Annotated in this window: 20 protein-coding genes and 1 tRNA gene; 10 read left to right on the top strand and 11 right to left on the bottom strand. The window is 62.8% G+C overall.

The genetic code is table 11. From position 1 onward, the window contains the following. Nucleotides 1–170: 170 nt before the first annotated feature. Nucleotides 171–728 carry a hypothetical protein gene (locus DSM104443_RS10460; RefSeq protein WP_171091964.1) on the top strand — a complete coding sequence of 186 codons (558 nt, stop codon included), beginning with the start codon at nucleotides 171–173 and terminating at the stop codon, nucleotides 726–728. On the opposite strand, the gene DSM104443_RS10465 is transcribed toward DSM104443_RS10460, so the two are convergent. The 4 genes from DSM104443_RS10465 to DSM104443_RS21790 form a co-directional block, all read right to left on the bottom strand. Beyond that, nucleotides 721–1032: a hypothetical protein gene (locus DSM104443_RS10465; RefSeq protein ID WP_212757099.1), complete on the bottom strand. Its 312-nt coding sequence runs from the start codon at nucleotides 1030–1032 to the stop codon at nucleotides 721–723. The two genes, DSM104443_RS10460 and DSM104443_RS10465, sit on opposite strands and share 8 nt — an antisense overlap. An 82-nt stretch (nucleotides 1033–1114) precedes the next feature. Beyond that, nucleotides 1115–1190, bottom strand: a tRNA-Asn gene (locus tag DSM104443_RS10470). Between the two features lie 38 nt (nucleotides 1191–1228). Then, nucleotides 1229–3166 (bottom strand): HD domain-containing phosphohydrolase, encoded by a 1938-nt coding sequence (locus DSM104443_RS10475; RefSeq protein ID WP_171091966.1) that lies wholly within the window; start codon nucleotides 3164–3166, stop codon nucleotides 1229–1231. 375 nt (nucleotides 3167–3541) lie between these two features. Further along, a complete protein-coding gene (locus DSM104443_RS21790; RefSeq protein WP_212757101.1) occupies nucleotides 3542–5431 on the bottom strand; it encodes an HD domain-containing phosphohydrolase in 1890 nt (629 codons plus the stop codon). 256 nt (nucleotides 5432–5687) lie between these two features. Here DSM104443_RS21790 and DSM104443_RS10485 point away from each other — a divergent pair, with 256 nt between their 5' ends. From DSM104443_RS10485 to DSM104443_RS22045, 3 genes are all read left to right on the top strand, one after another. After that, nucleotides 5688–5825, top strand: coding sequence for a hypothetical protein (locus DSM104443_RS10485; RefSeq protein ID WP_171091968.1), 138 nt, complete (start codon nucleotides 5688–5690; stop codon nucleotides 5823–5825). A 33-nt stretch (nucleotides 5826–5858) separates the two neighbouring features. Next, the gene (locus DSM104443_RS22040) at nucleotides 5859–5993 is read left to right on the top strand and encodes a hypothetical protein (RefSeq protein WP_281359563.1); all 135 of its coding nucleotides are present in this window, start codon (nucleotides 5859–5861) and stop codon (nucleotides 5991–5993) included. Nucleotides 5994–6218: 225 nt separating this feature from the next. Continuing rightward, entirely contained in the window at nucleotides 6219–6353 is a 135-nt protein-coding gene (locus DSM104443_RS22045) for a hypothetical protein (RefSeq protein WP_281359564.1), read from the top strand. Nucleotides 6354–6563: 210 nt separating this feature from the next. Here the strand turns inward: DSM104443_RS22045 and DSM104443_RS10490 are convergent, their stop codons facing one another. From DSM104443_RS10490 to DSM104443_RS10520, 7 genes are all read right to left on the bottom strand, one after another. Next, entirely contained in the window at nucleotides 6564–8639 is a 2076-nt protein-coding gene (locus tag DSM104443_RS10490; protein WP_171091970.1) for a peptidase domain-containing ABC transporter, read from the bottom strand. Next, complete coding sequence (locus tag DSM104443_RS10495; protein WP_171091973.1) at nucleotides 8639–9889, bottom strand: HlyD family secretion protein; 1251 nt, start codon at nucleotides 9887–9889, stop codon at nucleotides 8639–8641. Before DSM104443_RS10495 ends, DSM104443_RS10490 begins: the two co-directional genes overlap by 1 nt. Nucleotides 9890–9905: 16 nt before the next feature. Further along, nucleotides 9906–10577, bottom strand: a complete 672-nt coding sequence (locus DSM104443_RS10500; protein ID WP_171091975.1) for a hypothetical protein — start codon at nucleotides 10575–10577, stop codon at nucleotides 9906–9908. Continuing rightward, nucleotides 10574–11077, bottom strand: a complete 504-nt coding sequence (locus tag DSM104443_RS10505; RefSeq protein WP_171091977.1) for an RNA polymerase sigma factor — start codon at nucleotides 11075–11077, stop codon at nucleotides 10574–10576. The genes DSM104443_RS10500 and DSM104443_RS10505 overlap by 4 nt, the downstream gene beginning before the upstream one ends. A 70-nt stretch (nucleotides 11078–11147) precedes the next feature. After that, a complete protein-coding gene (locus tag DSM104443_RS10510) occupies nucleotides 11148–11498 on the bottom strand; it encodes a GFA family protein (RefSeq protein WP_171091979.1) in 351 nt (116 codons plus the stop codon). Then, the gene (locus tag DSM104443_RS10515; RefSeq protein WP_171091980.1) at nucleotides 11495–12013 is read right to left on the bottom strand and encodes an SRPBCC family protein; all 519 of its coding nucleotides are present in this window, start codon (nucleotides 12011–12013) and stop codon (nucleotides 11495–11497) included. The genes DSM104443_RS10510 and DSM104443_RS10515 overlap by 4 nt, the downstream gene beginning before the upstream one ends. Next, nucleotides 12010–12348, bottom strand: a complete 339-nt coding sequence (locus tag DSM104443_RS10520; RefSeq protein WP_171091982.1) for an ArsR/SmtB family transcription factor — start codon at nucleotides 12346–12348, stop codon at nucleotides 12010–12012. The genes DSM104443_RS10515 and DSM104443_RS10520 overlap by 4 nt, the downstream gene beginning before the upstream one ends. Before the next feature lie 122 nt (nucleotides 12349–12470). Between DSM104443_RS10520 and lexA the strand changes: the two genes are divergently transcribed. Genes lexA through DSM104443_RS10550 form a run of 6 tightly spaced genes read left to right on the top strand, consistent with a single transcriptional unit; the run spans nucleotide 12471 to nucleotide 19031 of the window. Next, entirely contained in the window at nucleotides 12471–13085 is a 615-nt protein-coding gene (lexA, locus tag DSM104443_RS10525) for a transcriptional repressor LexA (RefSeq protein ID WP_246232827.1), read from the top strand. After that, on the top strand, nucleotides 13082–13771 hold the full coding sequence (imuA, locus tag DSM104443_RS10530) for a translesion DNA synthesis-associated protein ImuA (RefSeq protein ID WP_171091986.1): 690 nt from the start codon (nucleotides 13082–13084) through the stop codon (nucleotides 13769–13771). Before lexA ends, imuA begins: the two co-directional genes overlap by 4 nt. Next, on the top strand, nucleotides 13683–15182 hold the full coding sequence (locus DSM104443_RS10535) for a Y-family DNA polymerase (protein ID WP_171091988.1): 1500 nt from the start codon (nucleotides 13683–13685) through the stop codon (nucleotides 15180–15182). Before imuA ends, DSM104443_RS10535 begins: the two co-directional genes overlap by 89 nt. Next, on the top strand, nucleotides 15179–18259 hold the full coding sequence (locus DSM104443_RS10540) for an error-prone DNA polymerase (RefSeq protein WP_171091990.1): 3081 nt from the start codon (nucleotides 15179–15181) through the stop codon (nucleotides 18257–18259). Before DSM104443_RS10535 ends, DSM104443_RS10540 begins: the two co-directional genes overlap by 4 nt. Nucleotides 18260–18271: 12 nt before the next feature. Continuing rightward, complete coding sequence (locus tag DSM104443_RS10545; protein ID WP_171091992.1) at nucleotides 18272–18628, top strand: transposase; 357 nt, start codon at nucleotides 18272–18274, stop codon at nucleotides 18626–18628. Next, complete coding sequence (locus DSM104443_RS10550) at nucleotides 18609–19031, top strand: hypothetical protein (protein WP_171091994.1); 423 nt, start codon at nucleotides 18609–18611, stop codon at nucleotides 19029–19031. The genes DSM104443_RS10545 and DSM104443_RS10550 overlap by 20 nt, the downstream gene beginning before the upstream one ends. Nucleotide 19032: the final 1 nt, after the last annotated feature.

Here is a 19032-nt window from a genome sequence, read left to right on the forward strand (position 1 = left end):
GGAGCCTGGTTCGACTGCGTGACGGTTCGTGACTACACTTTCGGCACTGTCCTTCGCCGGGGTGCCCATTGAATCAACGTCATGCGATAGTCGCCGTTGCCTTCGCCGCGATCCTCGCTGCGTGCGGTACGAATCCCAAGTCTCTTGAAGCCGCAATCGCGAAGATTCCGTTGGTCCTCGCAGAGCCGATCGCATTTTCCGACTTCGAGAACTCGTTCAAGCACTTCACCCGCGACTTTGTCCTGGCCGCCGGCATCTACCAACCGGCGAAGCAAGACCGCGAGGGTACGTACTATCACGGCCCGCGGGGATGTCTCTCGAACGTGCTCGTTGGTGACGGCAAGGGGCATCGGTACACGGAGGAAGAGAAGGCCAAGTGGCCCGATCCGAAGGCTGCATTCCAGAAGGCGTACTTCGATTGCGGTGTCTACGTCCCCCATGACGGTGCGAAGCCGGTGTACATCTACATCGTCATGAACTCGGCGCAGAAGAACGTCGCCGCAAGCGCCGAAGAGATCGCGGCCATGTCCCTAGTGGGTGTGAGCATCACCCAATCCATCCCGCAGGTCGCAAGTGCCAGCCCCCTCACTGCCGGACTGGGCACCGGCTTGGGCATGGCGCTCGTCACGGGAATGATGGAGCTCGAGCGCGGCAACTTCATGGAGTCCTCGTGGCAGCCGCGAAGCATCGACCTGCGTTCCAGGCTGAAACCCGCGCCGGCTACTTGACCGGAAATTTGTAGTACTCGCGGTTCAGGTACGCCGCGATGTGCTCCTCGTCCTCGGGGAACAAGCCGAGGTTGAGCTCCGTGTTGCACGCAGCGACCTGGGACTTCAATTTGGAGAGTGTCGTGACCTTGCGGTCCTTGCGGAGGTAGACCGCCTTCGCGTCGCCCATCGTCACGTTGTTGTGGCAGATCTCGCACTTCTTCTCGGCGACCAACTTCTTGCCTTCGACCGCGTCGGGGCCCGCGGCGAATGTCATCGTCGCGGCGGTGAGAAGGGCGGGCAGCAGGAGGAGAGGAGCGCGCATTTTGGGGAGCGGAGGATCGAAATCCAGTCTACTCCCGGAAATGAAAAAGCCCCGCGGACGGGGCTTTCGCACTGCTGGATTCTGGCTCCCCGACCTGGACTCGAACCAGGGACCTGCGGATTAACAGTCCGTCGCTCTACCAACTGAGCTATCGGGGAATTGAGCCCTCAATTTTAGCTTTTTTGACCTACTTGGGTCAACTGGGACGGCCCTGCTCAACGGCCGACGAGGCTGAGCTTGCGCTCTCGATAAGCCGACGGATTCGAGCTCGCGCGCGGAAGAACGGAGAGTTGCTGCTGGCTTGGGCGAGAATTTCGTCAAGATCGCGATGGTTGGCCGACAGTGCTTGTATTAGCTCGACAAACTTCGTCGTCATATCTGGATCGAATTGCGCCGCTGATTGGGCTTGGATCTCCGCGAGTGCCTTCTGCACCGACCAAGCGTCCGCATACGATCGTCCGTGGGTCATCGCGTCGAAGACGTCAGCCAGGGCGACAATGCGAGCGGATTCCGGAATTCGATTGCCGCGAATGCCATTGGGATATCCACTCCCGTCCCAACGCTCGTGATGGCATCGGGCAACCTCCTCGGCGAGCTTCACCTGACCCAGATTGCTCTTCGCCAGAATTTCCGAGCCCACTTGGGCGTGGGCGTTCATCAACTGTCGTTCCCCCTCTCTGAGCGATTCAGAGCTGGTCACGATTCGGTCGGGAATCGCGGACTTGCCGATATCGTGCAGTCTCGCGGCCAGCTCAAGGGTGAGGCACTGTTCGGCTGAGTGCCCAAGCTTCTCGGCCAAGAGGTAAGAGAGCCTCCCAACCCTAAATCCATGTTGACCGGATGGGTCATCTCGCAGATCCCCCGCTATTGCAAGACGCTCGAGCATTTCGAATTGAGCATGCGATAGCCTTTCTTCGGCCACCTGCGCCCTCAGTTGAGATTGCCTTTCTCGCATGTGGGCGAGGTCCAAATGGTCGCCTGCAGTCCGCACAACTGATCGACCGGCGCTCCCAACATGTAGGAGGGCCGATTGCTGTCGCCGATTCTGACTCACGGCTAGCAGTTCTTGGAGGTGCCCGAGCGCTCCAGTGAAGTCTCCAGCGCGCTCTCGCGATCGCGCCAGAGCAATGAGCGCATCCTGATGGAAGGGCGGGTTGTCCTTCGCAGCTTCGAGAACTGCATTCAATTCCGAAAGCCCAAGAACGTGGTCGCCACAGTAGGCCTCCACGAGGCCACGAATCAGCCGCTGGACGAGCGCCGCCCTAGGAATGTCGGCGGTGAGGATGCGTGAGGCAATCTCGGCGCGAGCGTGGGCCTTCGAGAAATCACGCAGTTCGAGCAGGATCTGGACATAGCTTAGTTCTCGATTTACGCGCGTGAACTTCTCGTACGCGTTCGTTGGGTCGGGACAGTTTGTCGTCGAGAACTCGGCCCAGTCTCTTGCTTGCTCGAGGTCCCCAAGGTGGAACCAGCAAATGGACGCATTGTGAGCAGCGCGCGTTGCAACGACCTTGCGATTCGCCTCATCTGACGAGCAATCAGATTGACGAAAGCACTCCAATGCCTCTTGGTATCGCGACATGTACATCAAGGCGACGCCAAGATTCACCCACGACCGTGCTTCGGCATCACGAAGATTTCTGGTCCGATTTGTCTGAAGCGCCTTCGAATAGCATTCAACCGCTTCGACAAAATTTCCTGTGTCAGCAAGAACGATTCCAAGCGTGTTCAGTGCCGTGGCTTCGCGCTCTTGATCATTGAGTTGCTGCGCCAACTTCGCGGCCCTTCGTGCCGGATCTAATGCCGTCGATGAGTCGCCAAGGAAGTAGAAGTACTGACAGCAATTCAGTAAGCAGTCAGCGCGAAGTGATCGATGCGTGGAGCCCTTCAGGCCGGCAACTATCTCGACGGCAGAAATGAAAAAATCGCGTGAATCCGTCGAACCTGCTTGTAGGCGTGACTGTACTTCCTGCGACAGACCGATTAATGCGTTCTTGACCGAGGGGTCGTTGGCCGGACGGCCGTCTCGAATCAGCGCGGAGAGTTCACTGGTCCGAACTGTGCTCACAATTGATTCCTCAAATGCGGCGTGGTCTGTTCTCGTCTGAAATAGCCTCGAGGAATCGACCAACAATCACTCGAATCTCTGAACGAGCTTGAATGAAAGCCGAATTTCGGGAAGACGCCGTCAAGAATGCTCCAGTGAGACGGCTCGATGGCAACGCTCTCGGCATCGGAAGCGCAATTTGCGACACGTACTTTGGGCCCCCGCGACCGTCGAGCAAAGGCAACCTTGAGATCCGGGTTGGCTGACGAAGTGTCGTGATCTATCAGCGTCGTGAGTCGGCTTGTTTGGCTTGATCTCACATGACCCCGCGAAGTAGTTAGTTTGTCTACGACGTTGTGGGTTTTGCTGACGATGCCCTTCGCGGAAAGGCGTGAGGCACCTTCCGATTACAAGCTGAGGAGTGCTGGCGACGCTCCCAATTCGCAACTATTCGCTTCGAATTCATCGTTGCAAATCTAGGCGGCTGTCACTGCCCGTTCCGTCAGTGTTCTTCGACTTCTGCAAGGTGTCCCAAATCTTGGATCTGGCGACAAGAAATGGGGAAGCCAAGGCTGCTTGGCCCAAGAACTTGTCGATGTCGACGCAGTCGTCTTGCAATCGGCCGATTAGTACCAGGAAGTGATCAGTAAGCTGCGGATCGAATTGTTTCCCTTTAAGCGACGCGATTTCTTCAAGTGCCGCAACAAGCGGCCATGCTTCCTTGTAGGGCCGCTTATGGGTGAGGGCGTCGAATACGTCTGCCAGCGCAGTTATGCGTGCGGCGAGAGGAATTGCACTGCCGGACAGATTTCCGGGATAGCCGCTCCCATCCCACCATTCGTGATGGGCACGTGCGATTTCTTCCGCCATTTGCATATGCGGAATGTTGCTTTTCGACAGCAGCTCCGCACCTACAGTGGTATGCGTCCGCATAATCTGTCGCTCGGCGGGGTTCAATTTATCGGGTTTCAGCAGGATAGCGTCGGGGACGCCGATCTTCCCAATGTCGTGAAGTCGAGCCGCCAGCTCGATCATGTAGCAGGTGTCTTTGTCGCAGCCAAACTCATGCGCAATTAGCCCGGCTAGTTTCCCTACCCGATATGAATGTTCTCCAGTCGAGTCGTCTCGCAGTTCGGCTGTCACGGCGAGTCTCTCGAGCATCTCTATTCTCGACTTGAACAGCTCCTGCTCTGCAACCTTTCCCCTGAGGACCGCCTCGCGTCGTTCAAGACTGGTCGTGCCCACCTGTGGGCCTTCGTACTCTTGTCCCGCGTGCTCGAGGTGGATCCGCAGGTGCTTAAGTGCATTTTCCTGCTGCGTTTGCCTTGTTACCTCCATCATTTCACGGAGATAAATGAGCGCGCGCTGCGGTTGGCCGGCAAGCTCGTAAGCCTTGACGAGTGCGATGAGCACCTCGCGAAGCATAGAACCCCGCATCATCCGCGCTCGCTCCAATGCGCTGGTAAGGCGAGATATTCCAACGTCTACTTGCCCCGCATGAACTTCACAGAGGCCATCGGCGATGGTCGCTGAAATCTCAGCTCGCATGGACATGGAGCGAGCCGCATAGCGTCGACCGATGTCGCAGCGCTCTTTCGCGCGCTCGATGCTGTTTACCTCTAGCAATAGACGCGTGTAGTTGTTCTCGGCCAGCACTCTCGAGACCATCTCAGCGGCAGTCTGAGGTTCGCCGCGTTCCTTTACCGAGTTCTCCGCGGCACGAAGGCCCCTGGCAAAGTCCTCTAGGTGAAGGGCGCAAAGGGCAATGTTGGCGTATGCGGATCCGCGAAAGTGGGCAAGACCGCTATCGGAAGCTGACAGCGTGATGACATGCTCGAAGCATGCAATTGCGTCCCGATACAGTGCGCAATAGAGGAGCGCGACTCCGAGATTGAGCCAGACGATGCACTCTGAATCCTTTTCCCGCAGTTCTTCAACAAGAGTCAATGCCCTGGCATAGCATTCGATAGCTTGGGAAATGTTTCCTGTGTCCGCATACATGATTCCGACGACCGTAAGGCCTTTTCGGAGAAGCGAACGTTGGTTGACGCGGGTCGCGAGGTCTATTGCGGCGAGAGCAGGTTCAATAGCTGAGAAGGCTTGGCCAATCACGTAAAAGAAATGTGCAGCATCGATGAGGCAGTTGATGCGCACATCCGCGTTGGACGTCCCCTCAATCTTCTTCAGAGTTCCGATCGTCAGTGTCATGAACTCGACGGAGCTGGCCGATCCCTTCTTAAGGCGGGACTTCACATCTTCAGAAATGCGTGCGAGCGCCTCTCGAACGGCCTCTTGATCGTCGTTCGCGGTGGCGCTGTCCAGCAGCTTTAGGTCGAAGGATGATTGCGTCACAAGGTACTGATTTTACGTAAAAAAACTTTTTAAGGTGCCAGTAGATGTGATCTAGTTCACACTTTTACCACAATTGGACTGGCGGATTCGTAAAAACCCTGCCATTTCATCAGCTTTGTACGCCTAGTTAACCCAAAGTGACAGGTGACAGATGCGAAATCTTGGCGAGGATGTTCAGCCTGTTCCCGAAGTGGGTAAGCCGCAAGGGGCAGCTGCATATCACTCATAACGTCGTAGCAACTTAGAGGAGGTTCAAGTGGAAATCGTGACGAAAGAAGTGGGGGCTCTTGAGGCTGCATTTACTACCCGTTCCAACGAGGCGCTAGTCCTCGAACTGACGGATCTTCAGCTCTCGCTGGTGGGCGGCGGTGGCGGTGACGTGTTTGTGGGCTAAAAAAACTAAATCAACTTAAAGAGGAATTAGGAAATGGAACTCGCAAAAGGCGAACTTAGTGTTGTGGAAGATGCTTCCGTGCGTGCCAACGAAGCTGCTGTCAACGAACTCACCTTGCTTCAACTCGCTGCAATTGGCGGTGGCGGCGGTGACGTTTTCGTCGGCTAGCTGAAACTTATTCACAATAAAACTAGACATCTGGAGATGATCGATGGAACGCGCCAACAATGTGATGAGCAACCAAGGTAAGACGGATCAAGACGCTGAACTGGCCACGGTCCTTACGGACGCGGAGCTCTCCGAAGTCGGTGGTGGGGGCGGGGATGTGTTCGTCGGAACGACGCACTAATAAGCAGCACAACGAGTTCAACAAACTAGATAGAGGAGCTACACATGGAATTCGCAAAAGCAGAACTCAAAGTTGTCGAGCAGGCGCACGACCAAGTTTCCGAACTCGCGATCCAGGATCTGTCCGATCTTGAACTGGCGTTTGTGGGCGGCGGTCATGGCGACGTCCACGTTGGCTAGTCTGTGGCGCACGCGAACATAGCTGCGGTAGTGACGATGTACTTCGTGGCTCAATTCACTCGCATCGAAAGGAAAGTCGATGGAAATCGGAAATATTGAATTCTCTATTCTCAAAGACGCTTCTGAGGCCGCATTTGAATCTTCCAGCAAAGAACTCGCCGAGCTTCAGTTGGCGTACGCCGGCTGTGGGACAGGGGATGTCTTTGTGGGCTAGGACAGAGATATAGAGCGCGTCGCGTTCTCTGCCGTGTGCGGACGATGACTCACGACTACAACCGTGATCCCCGCCTGTGAGAGCTCTTTCGCGATTAGTTTCTCAAGTGCCAGGTCGAGCTGATCAAAGGCTTCGTCAAGAAATAATGTCGACGGCTTTCGATAGAGCGCCCTGGCCAGGAGAAGTCGCTGCTTCTGCCCGCCAGATAGCGCTACGCCAAGGCTTCCAACTATGGTGTTGTAGCCCATTGCCATCTTCGACGTGTCTTCATGAAGCATCGCCACCCGAGCGCATTCGCGCACTCGCTCGGGATCGTGCTCGGGATCGAAGAAGCTAATGTTGTCTTCAATAGTTCCGACGAAGAGCTGATCGTCCTGCATGACAGCACCGATGCGACGCCGGTATTGGGCAAGGTCCCAGTCGCGAAGGTCGCGGCCGTTTACAAGGATTTGGCCTTCTGTCGGTGGTAGTAACCCCAACAAGACTTTAATGAGGGTCGTTTTCCCGCAACCCGAAGGTCCGACGATAGCAACCGTCTCACCGGGCGTGATCTGCAGGTTTACGTGTCTGAAGGTGAAACCCTCGGGGCCATAGGCGAACCCAAGATCCTTGGCCTCCACGGTGAGCGGACCGTGTTCTATTGTCGCAATGGCACCTGCCGTCTGATTTGCTTTTTCCTCTTCCGCTAGTGCGATGTCCGCAATGCGCTCCGCGTGGAGATCCAGCATCCGGAAGTCGTTCCATTTGTCCACCAGGTTCACGATTCTGGTGAGGAACACCAACTTGAAGCCGATGAACGCGTAGAGCATTCCCACGGTGAACTTCGACTCCATCACTGCGATCGCCCCGAGCCAGATCACCAGGACATTCTCAACACCAAAGATTAATCCATAAGAGGCTCGTTGCAGAATCCCGACGTTCTGCACCTTCACCCCCGCATTAGTCTGGTCCACTGCCAGGTTTTGGTAAGACGTTCGACGCTCGGATTCGCGCAGATTCAGCTTGATCGCCATCATTCCGCGCAGCGTCTCGATGAAGTGCGTACTCGAACGCGCCTCGTGGGCCAGTTGCTCGTCAGTCGCGTAACGCTGCGGGTAGTAGAAAGTCCAGCGGGCGAGAGCGTAGATCGTCGCGGCACCCACCACGATGAGCGTCAGCGTGAGGCTGTAGTACGACATCACGACGAGGGTCAGGATCACCATGACCCCGTCCACCGCCGTCTCCACGAACGTCGTGGTGAGCGTTCGCTGGATCGCGTCCACGCTGCGGAACTTGGAGACGATGTCGCCGATGTTCCTCTTCTCGAACCACGCGAGCGGCAGCCGCAGCATGTGGCTGAAGAGCGTCGTCAGCAATTTCAAATTGATGTTGGTGGAGAGATACACGCCCACCCAAGCCCGCACCGCCGTCACCGCCACCGAGATCACCACCAGCACGATGAAGGCGAGGCCCAGCACGGTCAGCAAATCCCTGTCGCGGCCCACCACCACGCGGTCCACCACGAGCTGCAGGAAGAACGGCATCGCGATTGCGAAGACCTCGAGCGCGAAGGACAGCATGAGGATCTGCGCGATTGTCCCCTTCAGCCCCGAGGCCACGCCCAGGAGCTGCCAAGACCGGATGCGCTCGCGCTCGTCCTTCTTCTGGAAGGTCTGCGTCGGCGTGAACTCCATCGCGACGCCCGTGAAATGCTTGGACGCCTCGTCCAGCGTCAACACGCGCTTGCCCCGCGCCGGGTCGTGCACCGTGAGCCTCTTGCCCGAGACCTCCGTGAGCACCACGAAGTGATTCATGTCCCAGTGCAGGATCGCGGGGAGGTTCAGCTTGCCGAGCGACTCCAGCGGCACCTGCACGCCGCGAGACGTCATGCCCATCGCCTCGCCGATCTGCGCCAGGTGCTTCAACGTCACGCCCTTGAGCGACGGCGAAAGGCGCAGCCGCATCGCCGAAAGATCCGTGAGATGCCCGTGATGCGAAGCGATCATCGCGATGCAGGCAATGCCGCATTCCGGCGCCTCGCTCTGCAGGATGACCGGCGTGCCCGGCCGCAGCAGCTCGGAGAAGAAGCCCACTAGAGCCGTCCCTTCAGTTGCAGCAGCGGCTCGAAGATCCATTCCAGCAGCGTGCGTTTCTCCAGCAGGAGGTCCGCGTTCACGAGCATGCCGGGGCGGAGGGCGAACTCCTGGCCGAGGGCCGACACGTTCTGTCGATCCAGCTTCACGTCGACGCGGTACACCGGCTCACGCGCCGAGAGCGGCCCGATGCGCTCGCCCGCGGACCACACGTTGCGGCCGATATCCGTGATGGTCCCGCGATATTGGCCGAAGCGTTCGTGAGGGAAGGCCTCGTAGCGCAGCACGACTTCATGACCCTTCTGCACGAAGCCGATGGCGCGCGTGGGCACCAGGAGCTCGATGTGCAGGCCCGAGCCCTTGGGCAGCACGGTGGCGAGCGTCGTGTCCTGCGCCACCGATTGGCCGCGGGTCACGGCGATGTTGGTTACCACGCCGGTCATGGGCGCGCGGATGATCGTCTCGCGGCGGGCCTCCACGTTCGCGAGGCCTTCCTGCAGCTCGGAGATCTGGCGCGACACCTGGTCCACCTGCGAGCGGGCGCGGAGCTGGATCGCGGGCTCCTCGAGCTTGGCCGAGCCCAGGTCGCGTTCGACCTGGAGGCGCTGGCGGCGAAGCGCCTGCAGCTTGATCTCCTGGTCGGTGACGTCGTCCAACTTGCCCTTCGCGTACGCGTCGGAGACGAACTTGTCCCTGGAGAGGGATTTGTAGCGCTCGGCTTCGTCCCGCGCGGACTTGGTGCGCGTCTCGGCGAGCTTCATTTCGTTGTCGAGCTGGGCCACCTCGTTGGCGAGGTCGCGCTGGCGGCGGCGGTTCTGCTCGAGCTGCTGGGTGCCGAGGTCGCGCAGTTGCCCTTGTTCGTTCTGCAGGTTCGCGCGCCGGGACTCCATCTCCTTCGTGACAGCTTCGCTCGTGGAGGAGCCGGAGACGCTGGCCGTGCGTTCGATCGTGATGCGCGCCATCAACGCGCCGGCGGCGATCTCGTCGCCTTCCTTCACCAGCAGCTCGGTGACGCGCCCCGCGTCGGAGATCAGGACGCGGGCGGCACCTTCATCGAGGGCGAGGTAGCCATCGACGCGCTCGCGGCGCTGGTACTGGCCCCACAGGGCGACGGCGATGAGCAGCAGGGCCGAACCGGCAGCGAGCACCGTGAAGACCCAGAAGGGCACGGGCCGGGCAATCGTCGCTTCGCCGAGATACTTCTCACGTTGCGCGTCGATCGCTTCCTGTCTGAAAAGCTGTCGTGGCATCCCGGCGAATTGTAAGTCACTCCTGCTCGTAGTTGCGCAGCTTCGAGAGGAAATCGCGTGCTACCACGATGTCGTTGCCGGCGATGCCATCGGCCAGCTTTCGAAACGCCGTTGCATTTCCGTAACGCCGGGTCAGCAGGCGGGTTCCCCACAGCGCGAGCGGGATCACCAGCACGCCGATCGCGAGGTTCACGACCATGAACTGCCGCATCCACTCCGAGGCGTACAGGTCCGCGCCGAATACCCCCTTCATGAACACGAGGAAGAACGGAATCCACCACACGATCTGCCCGGTGAGGAAGGCCCACTGGAACGTGCGCAGCCGGTCGATGCGCAGCTCCTCCAGTCGCTTCTGCACGACGAGCGTCGGCTGCCCGTAGTCGAGGTCGCGCATGGCGGTGCGCTGCATGAGCGACACCACGCCCATCACCAGCGTCCACACGAAGATCAGGAGCGCCGGAAGGAAGAAGCGAAGCTCGCCCGCATGGTTGAACAGGAAGATGCCCGTGCACGCGAGCGTGAAGACCCAGAAGGCGATCGAGAAGAACCCGAAGGGGATCTGCCTGTGCACCTCGGCCGAGCCCTTCGCCACCAGCATCTCGCGCAGCATCCGCGTGTTGATCCGCAGCGCCGTGTCCAGCTTCGCGTCGCGTTCCGCCCATTCCGTCCTGAGGATGTCGAGGTTCATGTGCCGGAGCCTCCGTGCTCCCGTTGCAGCCGTGTCTTGATGCGGTTGATCTTGGTGGCGACGTTGGTCGCGGTGAGGCCGAGGATCGCGGCGATCTCGTCCTGGTCGTGGCCTTCGAGGTAGAGCAGCACTAGCGCCCGGTCGAGCGCGTCCAGGCTCTCGAGCAACTGGCCGAGGAAGACCCGCAGGTGGGGCGGGGCGTCGTGCGTGGCTTCGTCGGCCAAGGCGGTGTCGATCACGTGGGCATCCGTGGCGACATGCCTGTTGCGCCGGCTGTCGTCTCGCACCCAGGAGATGGCGACGTTGAGCGCGACGCGGTACATCCAGGTTGCGAAGGAGCTGCGGCCGTCGAAGCGCCCGTGCGACCGCCAGAGCTGCACGGCCGTCTCCTGCATCAGGTCCTGCCGGTCCTGCGCGTTGGCGCAGTAGAGGCTCGCGACCTTGTACAGGATCTTCTTGTGGGCCTCGAGCTCGCCGAGGAATCGTTCTTGGGGGTCCATGCCGCGTTGGTCGCTGGGCTGCGGCCGATTATCACAGCCCCCGCGGCTTTTTCTTTACGTGCTCATGGCTTCAGAGGGCTCGACCGTTGAAGGGCGTGACGGGAATCGTCTCCAGCTCGATGCCCTCGAGGCAGCGGACGTTCACCGCGGCGATTGGGTTGCCCTTCGGATCGGTGGCCTCGCCATACGCGTGGATGCCGCACTTCGGGCAGAAGCGGTGCTTGATGTGGTGCTTGTTGAACGTATAGGTGCTCGCGTTCGCGTCGGGCGTCTTCAGGCGCAGCGCGTCGCGCGGCACGAACCACATGAGCACGCCCTTCCTCTGGCACATGGAGCAGTTGCACGACATGGCGCCGGTGGGCGTTCCTTCCACCTCGAACGCAACGTTGCCGCAATGGCAGCTTCCCTGTTGAACCGTCATGCCGCGATCCTCTTCTCGTACTCCTTGCGCAGGCCCTGGTGCGTGGTCCAGAAGCCACGCGGCTTCTGCCCGGCCAGCAGGTCGGCGAGGATGCCCAGGTGCGTATCCCATCCGCTGGAGAAGCCCACCATGTCTTTGCGGGTCGCCACCTTGCGATGCGTGACGACGAGCAGCGTGTCCTTGCCCTTGGGCGTGAGCTCGAAGAGGACTTCGGAGCCGCCGTTCTCGAACGTGTAGCCGAGGGCGCGCGGCGGGTCGTAGACCAGCACGGTGCCGGTGAAGCTCTTGCCCTTCATTCCGGCGAAGTCCGCGGGGTAGCTTTCGTCGGAGAGCTTGTCGTGGTCGAAGAGCAGCACGGACTTCCCGCCTTCGCGCGGCTCGAGGCTGCCGCCGCAAAACCACTGGCTGCGTTTCTCCCCATCGGTGAGGTACGACCACACGCGCTCGATGGGGCCGGGCAGGAGGCGCTCGAGGCGCAGGGTGTCGGTGGCGATGGCTTGTGCGAAGTCGTTCATGGTTTTCCTTTCGCTTTGGCGAGGGCGTCCTCGGCTTTCAACAGGGCTTCCAGGCCGTCCAGGCGCGAGGTCCAGAAGGCTCGCGTCTTTTCGATCCAGGCCGCGGTTTCGTCGAGGGGTTGCTGGTTGAGGGAGAGCATGTGGTCGCGCCCCGAGATGCGGCGCTGGACCAGGCCGGCGCGCTCGAGGATGCGGATGTGCTTGGAGACGGCATTGAGGGAGATCGGGAAGGGCGCGGCGACTTCCGTGACCTTCGCCGGCCCCTGCGTGAGCCGGTCCAGGATGGCCCGCCGCGTGGAGTCCGCCAATGCAATCAAGGTGTTGTCGAGCTGCATGGCCGAACATTAAACCTTTTGGTTGAATGTTGTCAAGGCCCGGCTTGCGGGGGTGGGGGATAGGTGATAGGTTTACCACCTCTGGTGATAGCTTTATCACCCGCCTCCCCTGGGAGCACGCCGTGGAAACTCCTCCGCTCACCCCTCGCCAAGCCGAGATCCTCGAAGCCATCCGCACCCACATCAGCGAGACGGGCCGACCGCCCTCGCAGCCGGAGCTCTCCCGGGTCTTGGGCATCGCTTCCACCAACGCCGTGTTCAAGCACCTCGCGGCCCTCGCGAAAAAAGGCGCCATCGAGCTGGCGCCCAACGTCGCGCGCGGCATCCGCGTGGTGGAGGAAAGTGGCATGCCGTTGATCGGCCACGTCGCCGCCGGCAGCCCGATGATGGCCATCGAGAACATGCTCGGCCGCTATCCGGTGGACCCCTCGCTCTTCAGCCCGCGTGCGGATTACCTGCTGCAGGTGCGCGGCTTGAGCATGCGCGATGAAGGCATCCTCGATGGCGACTGGGTCGTCGTCCACAAGACCACGCAGGCCAAGAACGGCCAGCTCGTCATCGCACGTGTCGGCGACGACGTGACCGTGAAGCGCTTCCGCATCCGCGGCAACAAGGCGGAGCTCATTCCCGCGAACCCGGATTTCCAGACGTTGCACTTCGATCTCACGCGCCAGCCCCTCGCCATCGAAGGCGTTGCGGTGGGCGTGATCCGCAACCTGGGCGCGCGCTTGTCGTGAGCGCATTGCCCCAGGGCGTCTGGCGCGGTGGCGAATTCGAAAGGGCGCCGCGCATCACGTTGCCCACCGGTGTCGCCGCCCTGGATCAGGAGCTGCCCGGTGGCGGTTGGCCTACTGCCGCGCTCTCTGAGGTGCTGCATGACGGCGCCGGTATCGGGGAAGTGAGCCTGCTGGCCGGTGCGCTCGCGCTCGCCGCGAAGGACGATCGGTTGATCGCCTGGATCGATCCTCCCCACCTGCCGTATGCGCCCGCCATCGCGCAGTCCGGCATTCCGCTGGAGCGCTGCCTCGTCGTTCGTCCGCTCACGCACGAGGATGCGCTGTGGTCCACGGAGCTGGCCCTGCGTTCGGGCGCCTGCGGGGCCGTCCTCTTCTGGCCCGAGCGCCAGTCGCGAAATCTCGATTACGCGTGGTTGCGCCGCCTGCAGATGGCGGCCGAGGCGGGCAAGGCCATGGCCGTGCTCTTCCGTTCCACCGCCGCGCTCACGCTCGCCACACCCGCGCACCTTCGCATCCTCCTCGGCAGCGAGGAGGGCGCGTTGGCGCTCCGCATTCCCAAGCGGCGCGGCCCGCCGCTCACCCGACCGGTTCCGCTCCATGTTGTGGATCGCCCTCGAATTGCCGTCGCTCCCGCTGCAGCTCGCGGAGCGCGGGGGCACCTCGCCATCGCCGCTGGTCGTCGCTGACGGCCCGGCGCAGCGCCCGCTCGTCGCCTGCGCCAATGCGCTCGCCACGGCGGAAGGCGTGCGTGAAGGCCAACCGGTTGCCGCGGCCAAGGTGTTGTGCGGCACGTTGAAGGTGCTGCCGCGCGATGTCGCGGGGGAGCGCGTCGCGCTGGAGCAGCTCGCGGCGTGGGCCTGCCAGTTCACGCCCGCGGTCTGCATCGACGGGCAGGGCTTGCTCCTCGAGGTCGAGGGCAGCATCCGGCTCTTCGGGGGCCACGGCAAGATCGCGGGCGTGCTCCGGCAAGGGCTGCGCGATCTCGGGTACCGCGCCACGTTCGGCATTGCGCCGACGGCGCTGGCCGCGCGGCTCTTCGCGCGCGCCGAAGCACAGGGTTCCAGCATTCGCAGCTGCGTTGCCATCGGGGAGCTCGGCGGGCGCATCGCCGATCTCCCCCTTTTTCTCCTCGATTGGCCCGAGAGAACGCTGGCCCTGCTGGCCGATCTCGGTGTCCTTCGCTTTCGCGACATCCTCGCCCTGCCGCGCGAAGGCCTCTCGCGCCGCTTCGGCCCCGAGACGCTCGCCGATCTCGACAAGCTCACGGGTCGCATTCCCGATCCGCGCGCTTCCTACCAGCCGCCGGCCACGTTCCACGCGCGCCTGGAGCTTCCCGCGGAAGCGAGGTCCACGGAGGCGCTGCTCTTCCCGCTGCGCCGGCTGCTGGTGCAGATGGAAGGCTTCCTCCGGGCGCGCGGTGCCGGCGTGCAGCGCATCGAGCTCACGCTGGAGCCGGTGCGCGCCAAGTCCACCGCGGTGTCCCTCGAGTTCGCATCGCCCGAGCGTGAGGCCGAGTTCATCCTCGCCCTCGCGCGCGAGAAGCTCGGCCGCACGCAGCTCGCCGCACCCACGCTCACGATCGAGCTGAACGCTGAATCCCTGCTGCCCTTCGCGCCGCGCGCTTCCACGTGGCTGCCGGGCCGCGAAGAGCAGGCCCTCGACCGCGGACGCTTCCTCGAGCGCCTCTCCGCGCGCATCGGTTCGGATCGTGTCTTCGGCCTTGCGATCGCGGATGACCACAGGCCGGAGAAGATCTCGAAAAAAGGCGCCGCCGAATTAGGGTCAGACCCCCATTTCCGTTCGGCCAAGCAGAAATGGGGGTCTGACCCTAATTCGGTTGCGCCTTATTTCGTCGGGCCTCGCCCTCTGTGGCTGCTGCATCGGCCGCTCAAGCTCATCACGAAGGACGGCACGCCCACGCACTTCGGCCCGCTCGAGCTCACGGCAGGTCCTGAACGCATCGAGGCCGGGTGGTGGGACGGCGAGCCCGTGAGCCGCGACTACTTCGTGGCCGTGGACCCCGCGGGCGAGAAGCTCTGGGTCTATCGCGAGCATCTCGATCCGAAGAGCTGGTTCCTGCACGGGCTCTTCGCATGATCCCCGGCTACGCCGAGCTGCATTGCCTCACCAACTATTCGTTCCTGCGCGGCGCGTCGGATCCGGAAGAGCTCGTGTTGCGCGCCGTGGAGCTGGGCTACTCCGCGCTCGCCATCACCGACGAGTGTTCCGTCTCCGGCGTGGTGCGGGCCTTCGTCGCCGCGCGCGACACGAAGCTGAAGCTCATCATCGGCTCCGAGTTCCGCCTGGTCGACGGGCTTCGCCTCGTGCTGCTCGCCACGCGGCACGAAGGCTACGAGGCGTTGTGCGAGCTGATCACGAAGGCGAGGCGCGCCGCGGAGAAAGGCAGTTATCGCCTCGCGCGGAACGACGTGCCGCATTTGCCCCCGGCCCTGGCCGCGATCTGGCTGCCGGGCGATGTTCCGAATGCCGAGGAGGCCGCGTGGATCGCCGAGCGTTTCACCGGCGCCTGGGCCGGCGTGGAGCTCACGCGCGGGCCGGACGACGAGCACCGCATCGACCGCATCGAGTCCCTCGCACGGGATGCGGGCCTGCGCTGCCTCGCGATGGGGGACGTGCACATGCACCTGCGCTCCCGGAAACGCCTGCAGGACGTGATGACGGCCATCCGCCTGAAGCGTCCCCTCGCCGAAACGGGCAGGGCGCTGCAGCCGAACGCCGAGCGCTACCTGCGGCCCATCGGCAGGCTCGCCAACATCTACCCCGCGCGCCTGCTTGCCGCCACGCTCGATCTCGCCGATGCCTGCAACTTCTCGCTCTCGGAGATCCGCTACGAATATCCCGAGGAGCTGGTGCCCCGCGGCGAGACGCCGGCCTCGCACCTTCGCAAGCTCACCTTCGAGGGGCTCGATAAACGCTATCCGAAAGGTGCGCCCGGCAGTGTGCTCACCACTATCGAGCACGAGCTGAAGCTGATCGGCGAGATGGCCTACGAGCCCTTCTTCCTCACGGTGCACGACATCGTGAACTACGCGCGCAGCGTCGGCATCCTCTGCCAGGGCCGCGGCTCGGCGGCCAATTCGGTCGTCTGCTACGCGCTGCACATCACGGAGGTCGACCCCAGCCGTGCGGGCCTCCTCTTCGAGCGCTTCATCTCGAAGGAGCGGAACGAACCGCCCGACATCGACGTCGATTTCGAGCACCAGCGCCGCGAAGAGGTGATCCAGTACATCTACGGCAAGTACGGGCGCGAGCGGGCCGCGCTGGCCGCCGTGGTCATCACCTACCAGCCCCGCAGCGCGCTGCGCGACGTGGGCAAGGCCTTGGGGCTCTCGCTCGACCAGATCGACCTGCTCACGAAGTCCATGTCGTGGTGGGACAACCGCGAGGCGATGACTAAGCGCCTCGAGGAAGCGGGCTTCGACCTCACCAACCGCACCGTGAAGTCCGTGCTCGAGCTCACGCAGGAGCTGATCGGCTTCCCGCGCCACCTCTCGCAGCATCCGGGTGGCTTCGTGATCGACAACCGCCGGCTCTCGCGCCTCGTGCCGGTCGAGAACGCCTCGATGCCCGACCGCACCGTCATCCAGTGGGACAAGGACGACCTCGAGGCCCTGGGCCTGCTCAAGGTCGACGTGCTCGGCCTCGGGATGCTCTCCTGCCTTCGCCGCGCGTTTGCCCTGGTGAAGGAGCGCCGCGGCGAGGATCTCACCGTCCAGCACATCATCGACAAGGGAGAAGACCCCGAGGTCTACGCGATGATCCAGCGTGCGGACACGATCGGCGTCTTCCAGATCGAGTCGCGCGCGCAGATGTCCATGCTGCCGCGCTTGAAGCCCGCCAATTTCTACGACCTGGTGATCGAGGTGGCGATCGTGCGGCCGGGGCCGATCATGGGCGGCATGGTGCATCCGTACCTGAAGCGACGCGAGGGCAAGGAGAAAGCCACGTACGCGAACGACGCGGTGAAGGCCGTGCTCGAGCGCACGCTGGGCGTGTCGATCTTCCAGGAGCAGGTCATGCAGCTCGCCATGGTGGCCGCGGGCTTCACGCCGGGGGAGGCGGACCAGCTGCGCCGGGCCATGGCTTCGTGGAAGCGGCGCGGCGGCATCGGCCCGTTCCGCGAGAAGCTGATCGAGGGCATGCGCACGCGCGGCTATCCCGAGGCCTATGCCGAACAGATCTACCGGCAGATCCAGGGCTTCGGCGAATACGGCTTCCCGGAATCGCATGCGGCGAGCTTCGCGCTGCTGGTCTACGTGTCGAGCTGGCTCAAGCACTACGAGCCCGCGGCCTTCGCCGGGGCCCTGCTCAACAGCCAGCCGCTCGGCTTCTACTCGCCGTCCCAGATCGTCCAGGACGCGCGCCGCCACGGGGTCGAGGTCCGCCCGGTCGATGTCTTGGTGAGCGATGTGGACTGCACCCTGGAGCCCGCCGGGGAAGGGGTGCCGCCCGCCCTCCGGCTGGGCCTCGGGCGCATTTCTGGACTTAAAGTCGATTCTTCAGAACGAATCGTAATAGCAAGAAAAGAAAAGGTATTTGAATCCGTAGACGACCTCGCAAGGCGGGCCGGCCTGAACCGCCTGGATCTCAGCTACCTGGCCCGGGCCGATGCCCTGTCCACCCTCGCCGGCCACCGCCGCGAGTCGCTCTGGGAGACCCTGGCCCAGGACGATCCGACGCGCCTCGCCATCCCCGGGGGCGTCGAAGTGGACGGCGCGCGCTTCGAGCCCAAGCGGGAAGGGGAGGAGATCGTCGCGGACTACGAGGCGCTCGGCCTGACACTGCGCCGCCACCCGCTCGCGGTGCTGCGGCCGCGCCTGGACAAGATGAAGCTGAAAAGCGCCAGGGATGTCGCCGAATCCCGCAACGGCCAGCTGATCCGCACCTCGGGAATCGTCACCTGCCGGCAGCGCCCGGCCACCGCGAGCGGCGTCATGTTCGTGACCCTCGAGGACGAAACCGGCTACGTGAACCTCGTGGTGTGGAACGACGTCGCCGACCGCCAGCGGAAGGCCCTGCTGGGATCGCGCCTGCTGGGCGTCACGGGGCAGGTGCAGAAGCAGGGCCTCGTGGTCCACGTCATCGCGCAACGCTTCACGGACCTGAGCGCGCTCCTGGGCAAGCTGAAGACCGAGAGCCACGACTTCCATTAACATCCGCTCGCCATGACCGATCCCGGTTCACCTCCCGAGCGTCCCGCCCGCCGCCGTCCGCAACGCCGCTTCAGCCTCGGCGAGAAGATCGCGATCGTGCGCGAATCGAACGCGCCGGGCATGTCGGCGGCGCACGTGGCGCGGCTGCACGGCATCGCGGTGAACGTCCTCTACTACTGGCGCAAGGCCTACGGCGAGGTCGCCCAGACCGACCTCACCACGTTCGCGTCGCGCGGCACGATGGTGAAGGAGATCGAGGACCTGCAGCTCCAGGTGCGCAACCTCGAGCGCCTGCTCGGCAAGCGCACGCTCGAAGTCGCGCTGCTGCGGGAGCGCCTCGGCAAGTTCGATGACGAAGCGGAAAGCTAAGCGCGCCGCGCCGGCCAAGGCCGCGAAGAAGCGCAAGGCTCCGCGGCGCACGCCTGCGGCGTCCGTGGCACCGCGTTTCGTCCACCTGGGCGACCGGCTGCTCGCCCTGGAGCGGCTGAGGGCGGGGCTTGCCACGCTGACCCAGACCGCGGAGAGCCTCGGCGTGAGCACGGCCGAGCTCCGCAAATGGCAGTTCGAGCATTCCCGCGAGCGCTTCGTGAACCTGGCCGACCTGAGGCCGGGGCAGGGGCCCCTCCTGCAGCGCCTGCGGGCCCGGGCGAGGCGCCTGGCAGGCCTGATCGCGGCCTCCGAGCGCGAGCTTCGCGCTTTGCAACAGGAACTTCATGGTTCGGTTACCACACCGTCACGGCCTGTTGCAAGACCCCGCCATAATTCCAAATAAG

It is taken from the genome of Usitatibacter rugosus, from assembly GCF_013003965.1.
In the GTDB taxonomy this organism is placed as follows: Bacteria; Pseudomonadota; Gammaproteobacteria; order Burkholderiales; family Usitatibacteraceae; genus Usitatibacter; species Usitatibacter rugosus.

Excerpts from the sequence above, each read along its gene's own strand:
- DSM104443_RS22045 (WP_281359564.1), top strand. The coding sequence starts at position 6,219 with ATGGAATTCGCAAAAGCAGAACTCAAAGTTGTCGAGCAGGCGCACGAC.
- DSM104443_RS10495 (WP_171091973.1), bottom strand. The coding sequence starts at position 9,889 with ATGCCACGACAGCTTTTCAGACAGGAAGCGATCGACGCGCAACGTGAG.
- DSM104443_RS22040 (WP_281359563.1), top strand. The coding sequence starts at position 5,859 with ATGGAACTCGCAAAAGGCGAACTTAGTGTTGTGGAAGATGCTTCCGTG.
- DSM104443_RS10500 (WP_171091975.1), bottom strand. The coding sequence starts at position 10,577 with ATGAACCTCGACATCCTCAGGACGGAATGGGCGGAACGCGACGCGAAG.
- DSM104443_RS10550 (WP_171091994.1), top strand. The coding sequence starts at position 18,609 with ATGACGAAGCGGAAAGCTAAGCGCGCCGCGCCGGCCAAGGCCGCGAAG.
- DSM104443_RS10465 (WP_212757099.1), bottom strand. The coding sequence starts at position 1,032 with ATGCGCGCTCCTCTCCTCCTGCTGCCCGCCCTTCTCACCGCCGCGACG.
- DSM104443_RS10540 (WP_171091990.1), top strand. The coding sequence starts at position 15,179 with ATGATCCCCGGCTACGCCGAGCTGCATTGCCTCACCAACTATTCGTTC.
- DSM104443_RS10510 (WP_171091979.1), bottom strand. The coding sequence starts at position 11,498 with ATGACGGTTCAACAGGGAAGCTGCCATTGCGGCAACGTTGCGTTCGAG.
- DSM104443_RS10515 (WP_171091980.1), bottom strand. The coding sequence starts at position 12,013 with ATGAACGACTTCGCACAAGCCATCGCCACCGACACCCTGCGCCTCGAG.
- DSM104443_RS10520 (WP_171091982.1), bottom strand. The coding sequence starts at position 12,348 with ATGCAGCTCGACAACACCTTGATTGCATTGGCGGACTCCACGCGGCGG.
- DSM104443_RS10535 (WP_171091988.1), top strand. The coding sequence starts at position 13,683 with ATGTTGTGGATCGCCCTCGAATTGCCGTCGCTCCCGCTGCAGCTCGCG.
- DSM104443_RS10545 (WP_171091992.1), top strand. The coding sequence starts at position 18,272 with ATGACCGATCCCGGTTCACCTCCCGAGCGTCCCGCCCGCCGCCGTCCG.
- DSM104443_RS10505 (WP_171091977.1), bottom strand. The coding sequence starts at position 11,077 with ATGGACCCCCAAGAACGATTCCTCGGCGAGCTCGAGGCCCACAAGAAG.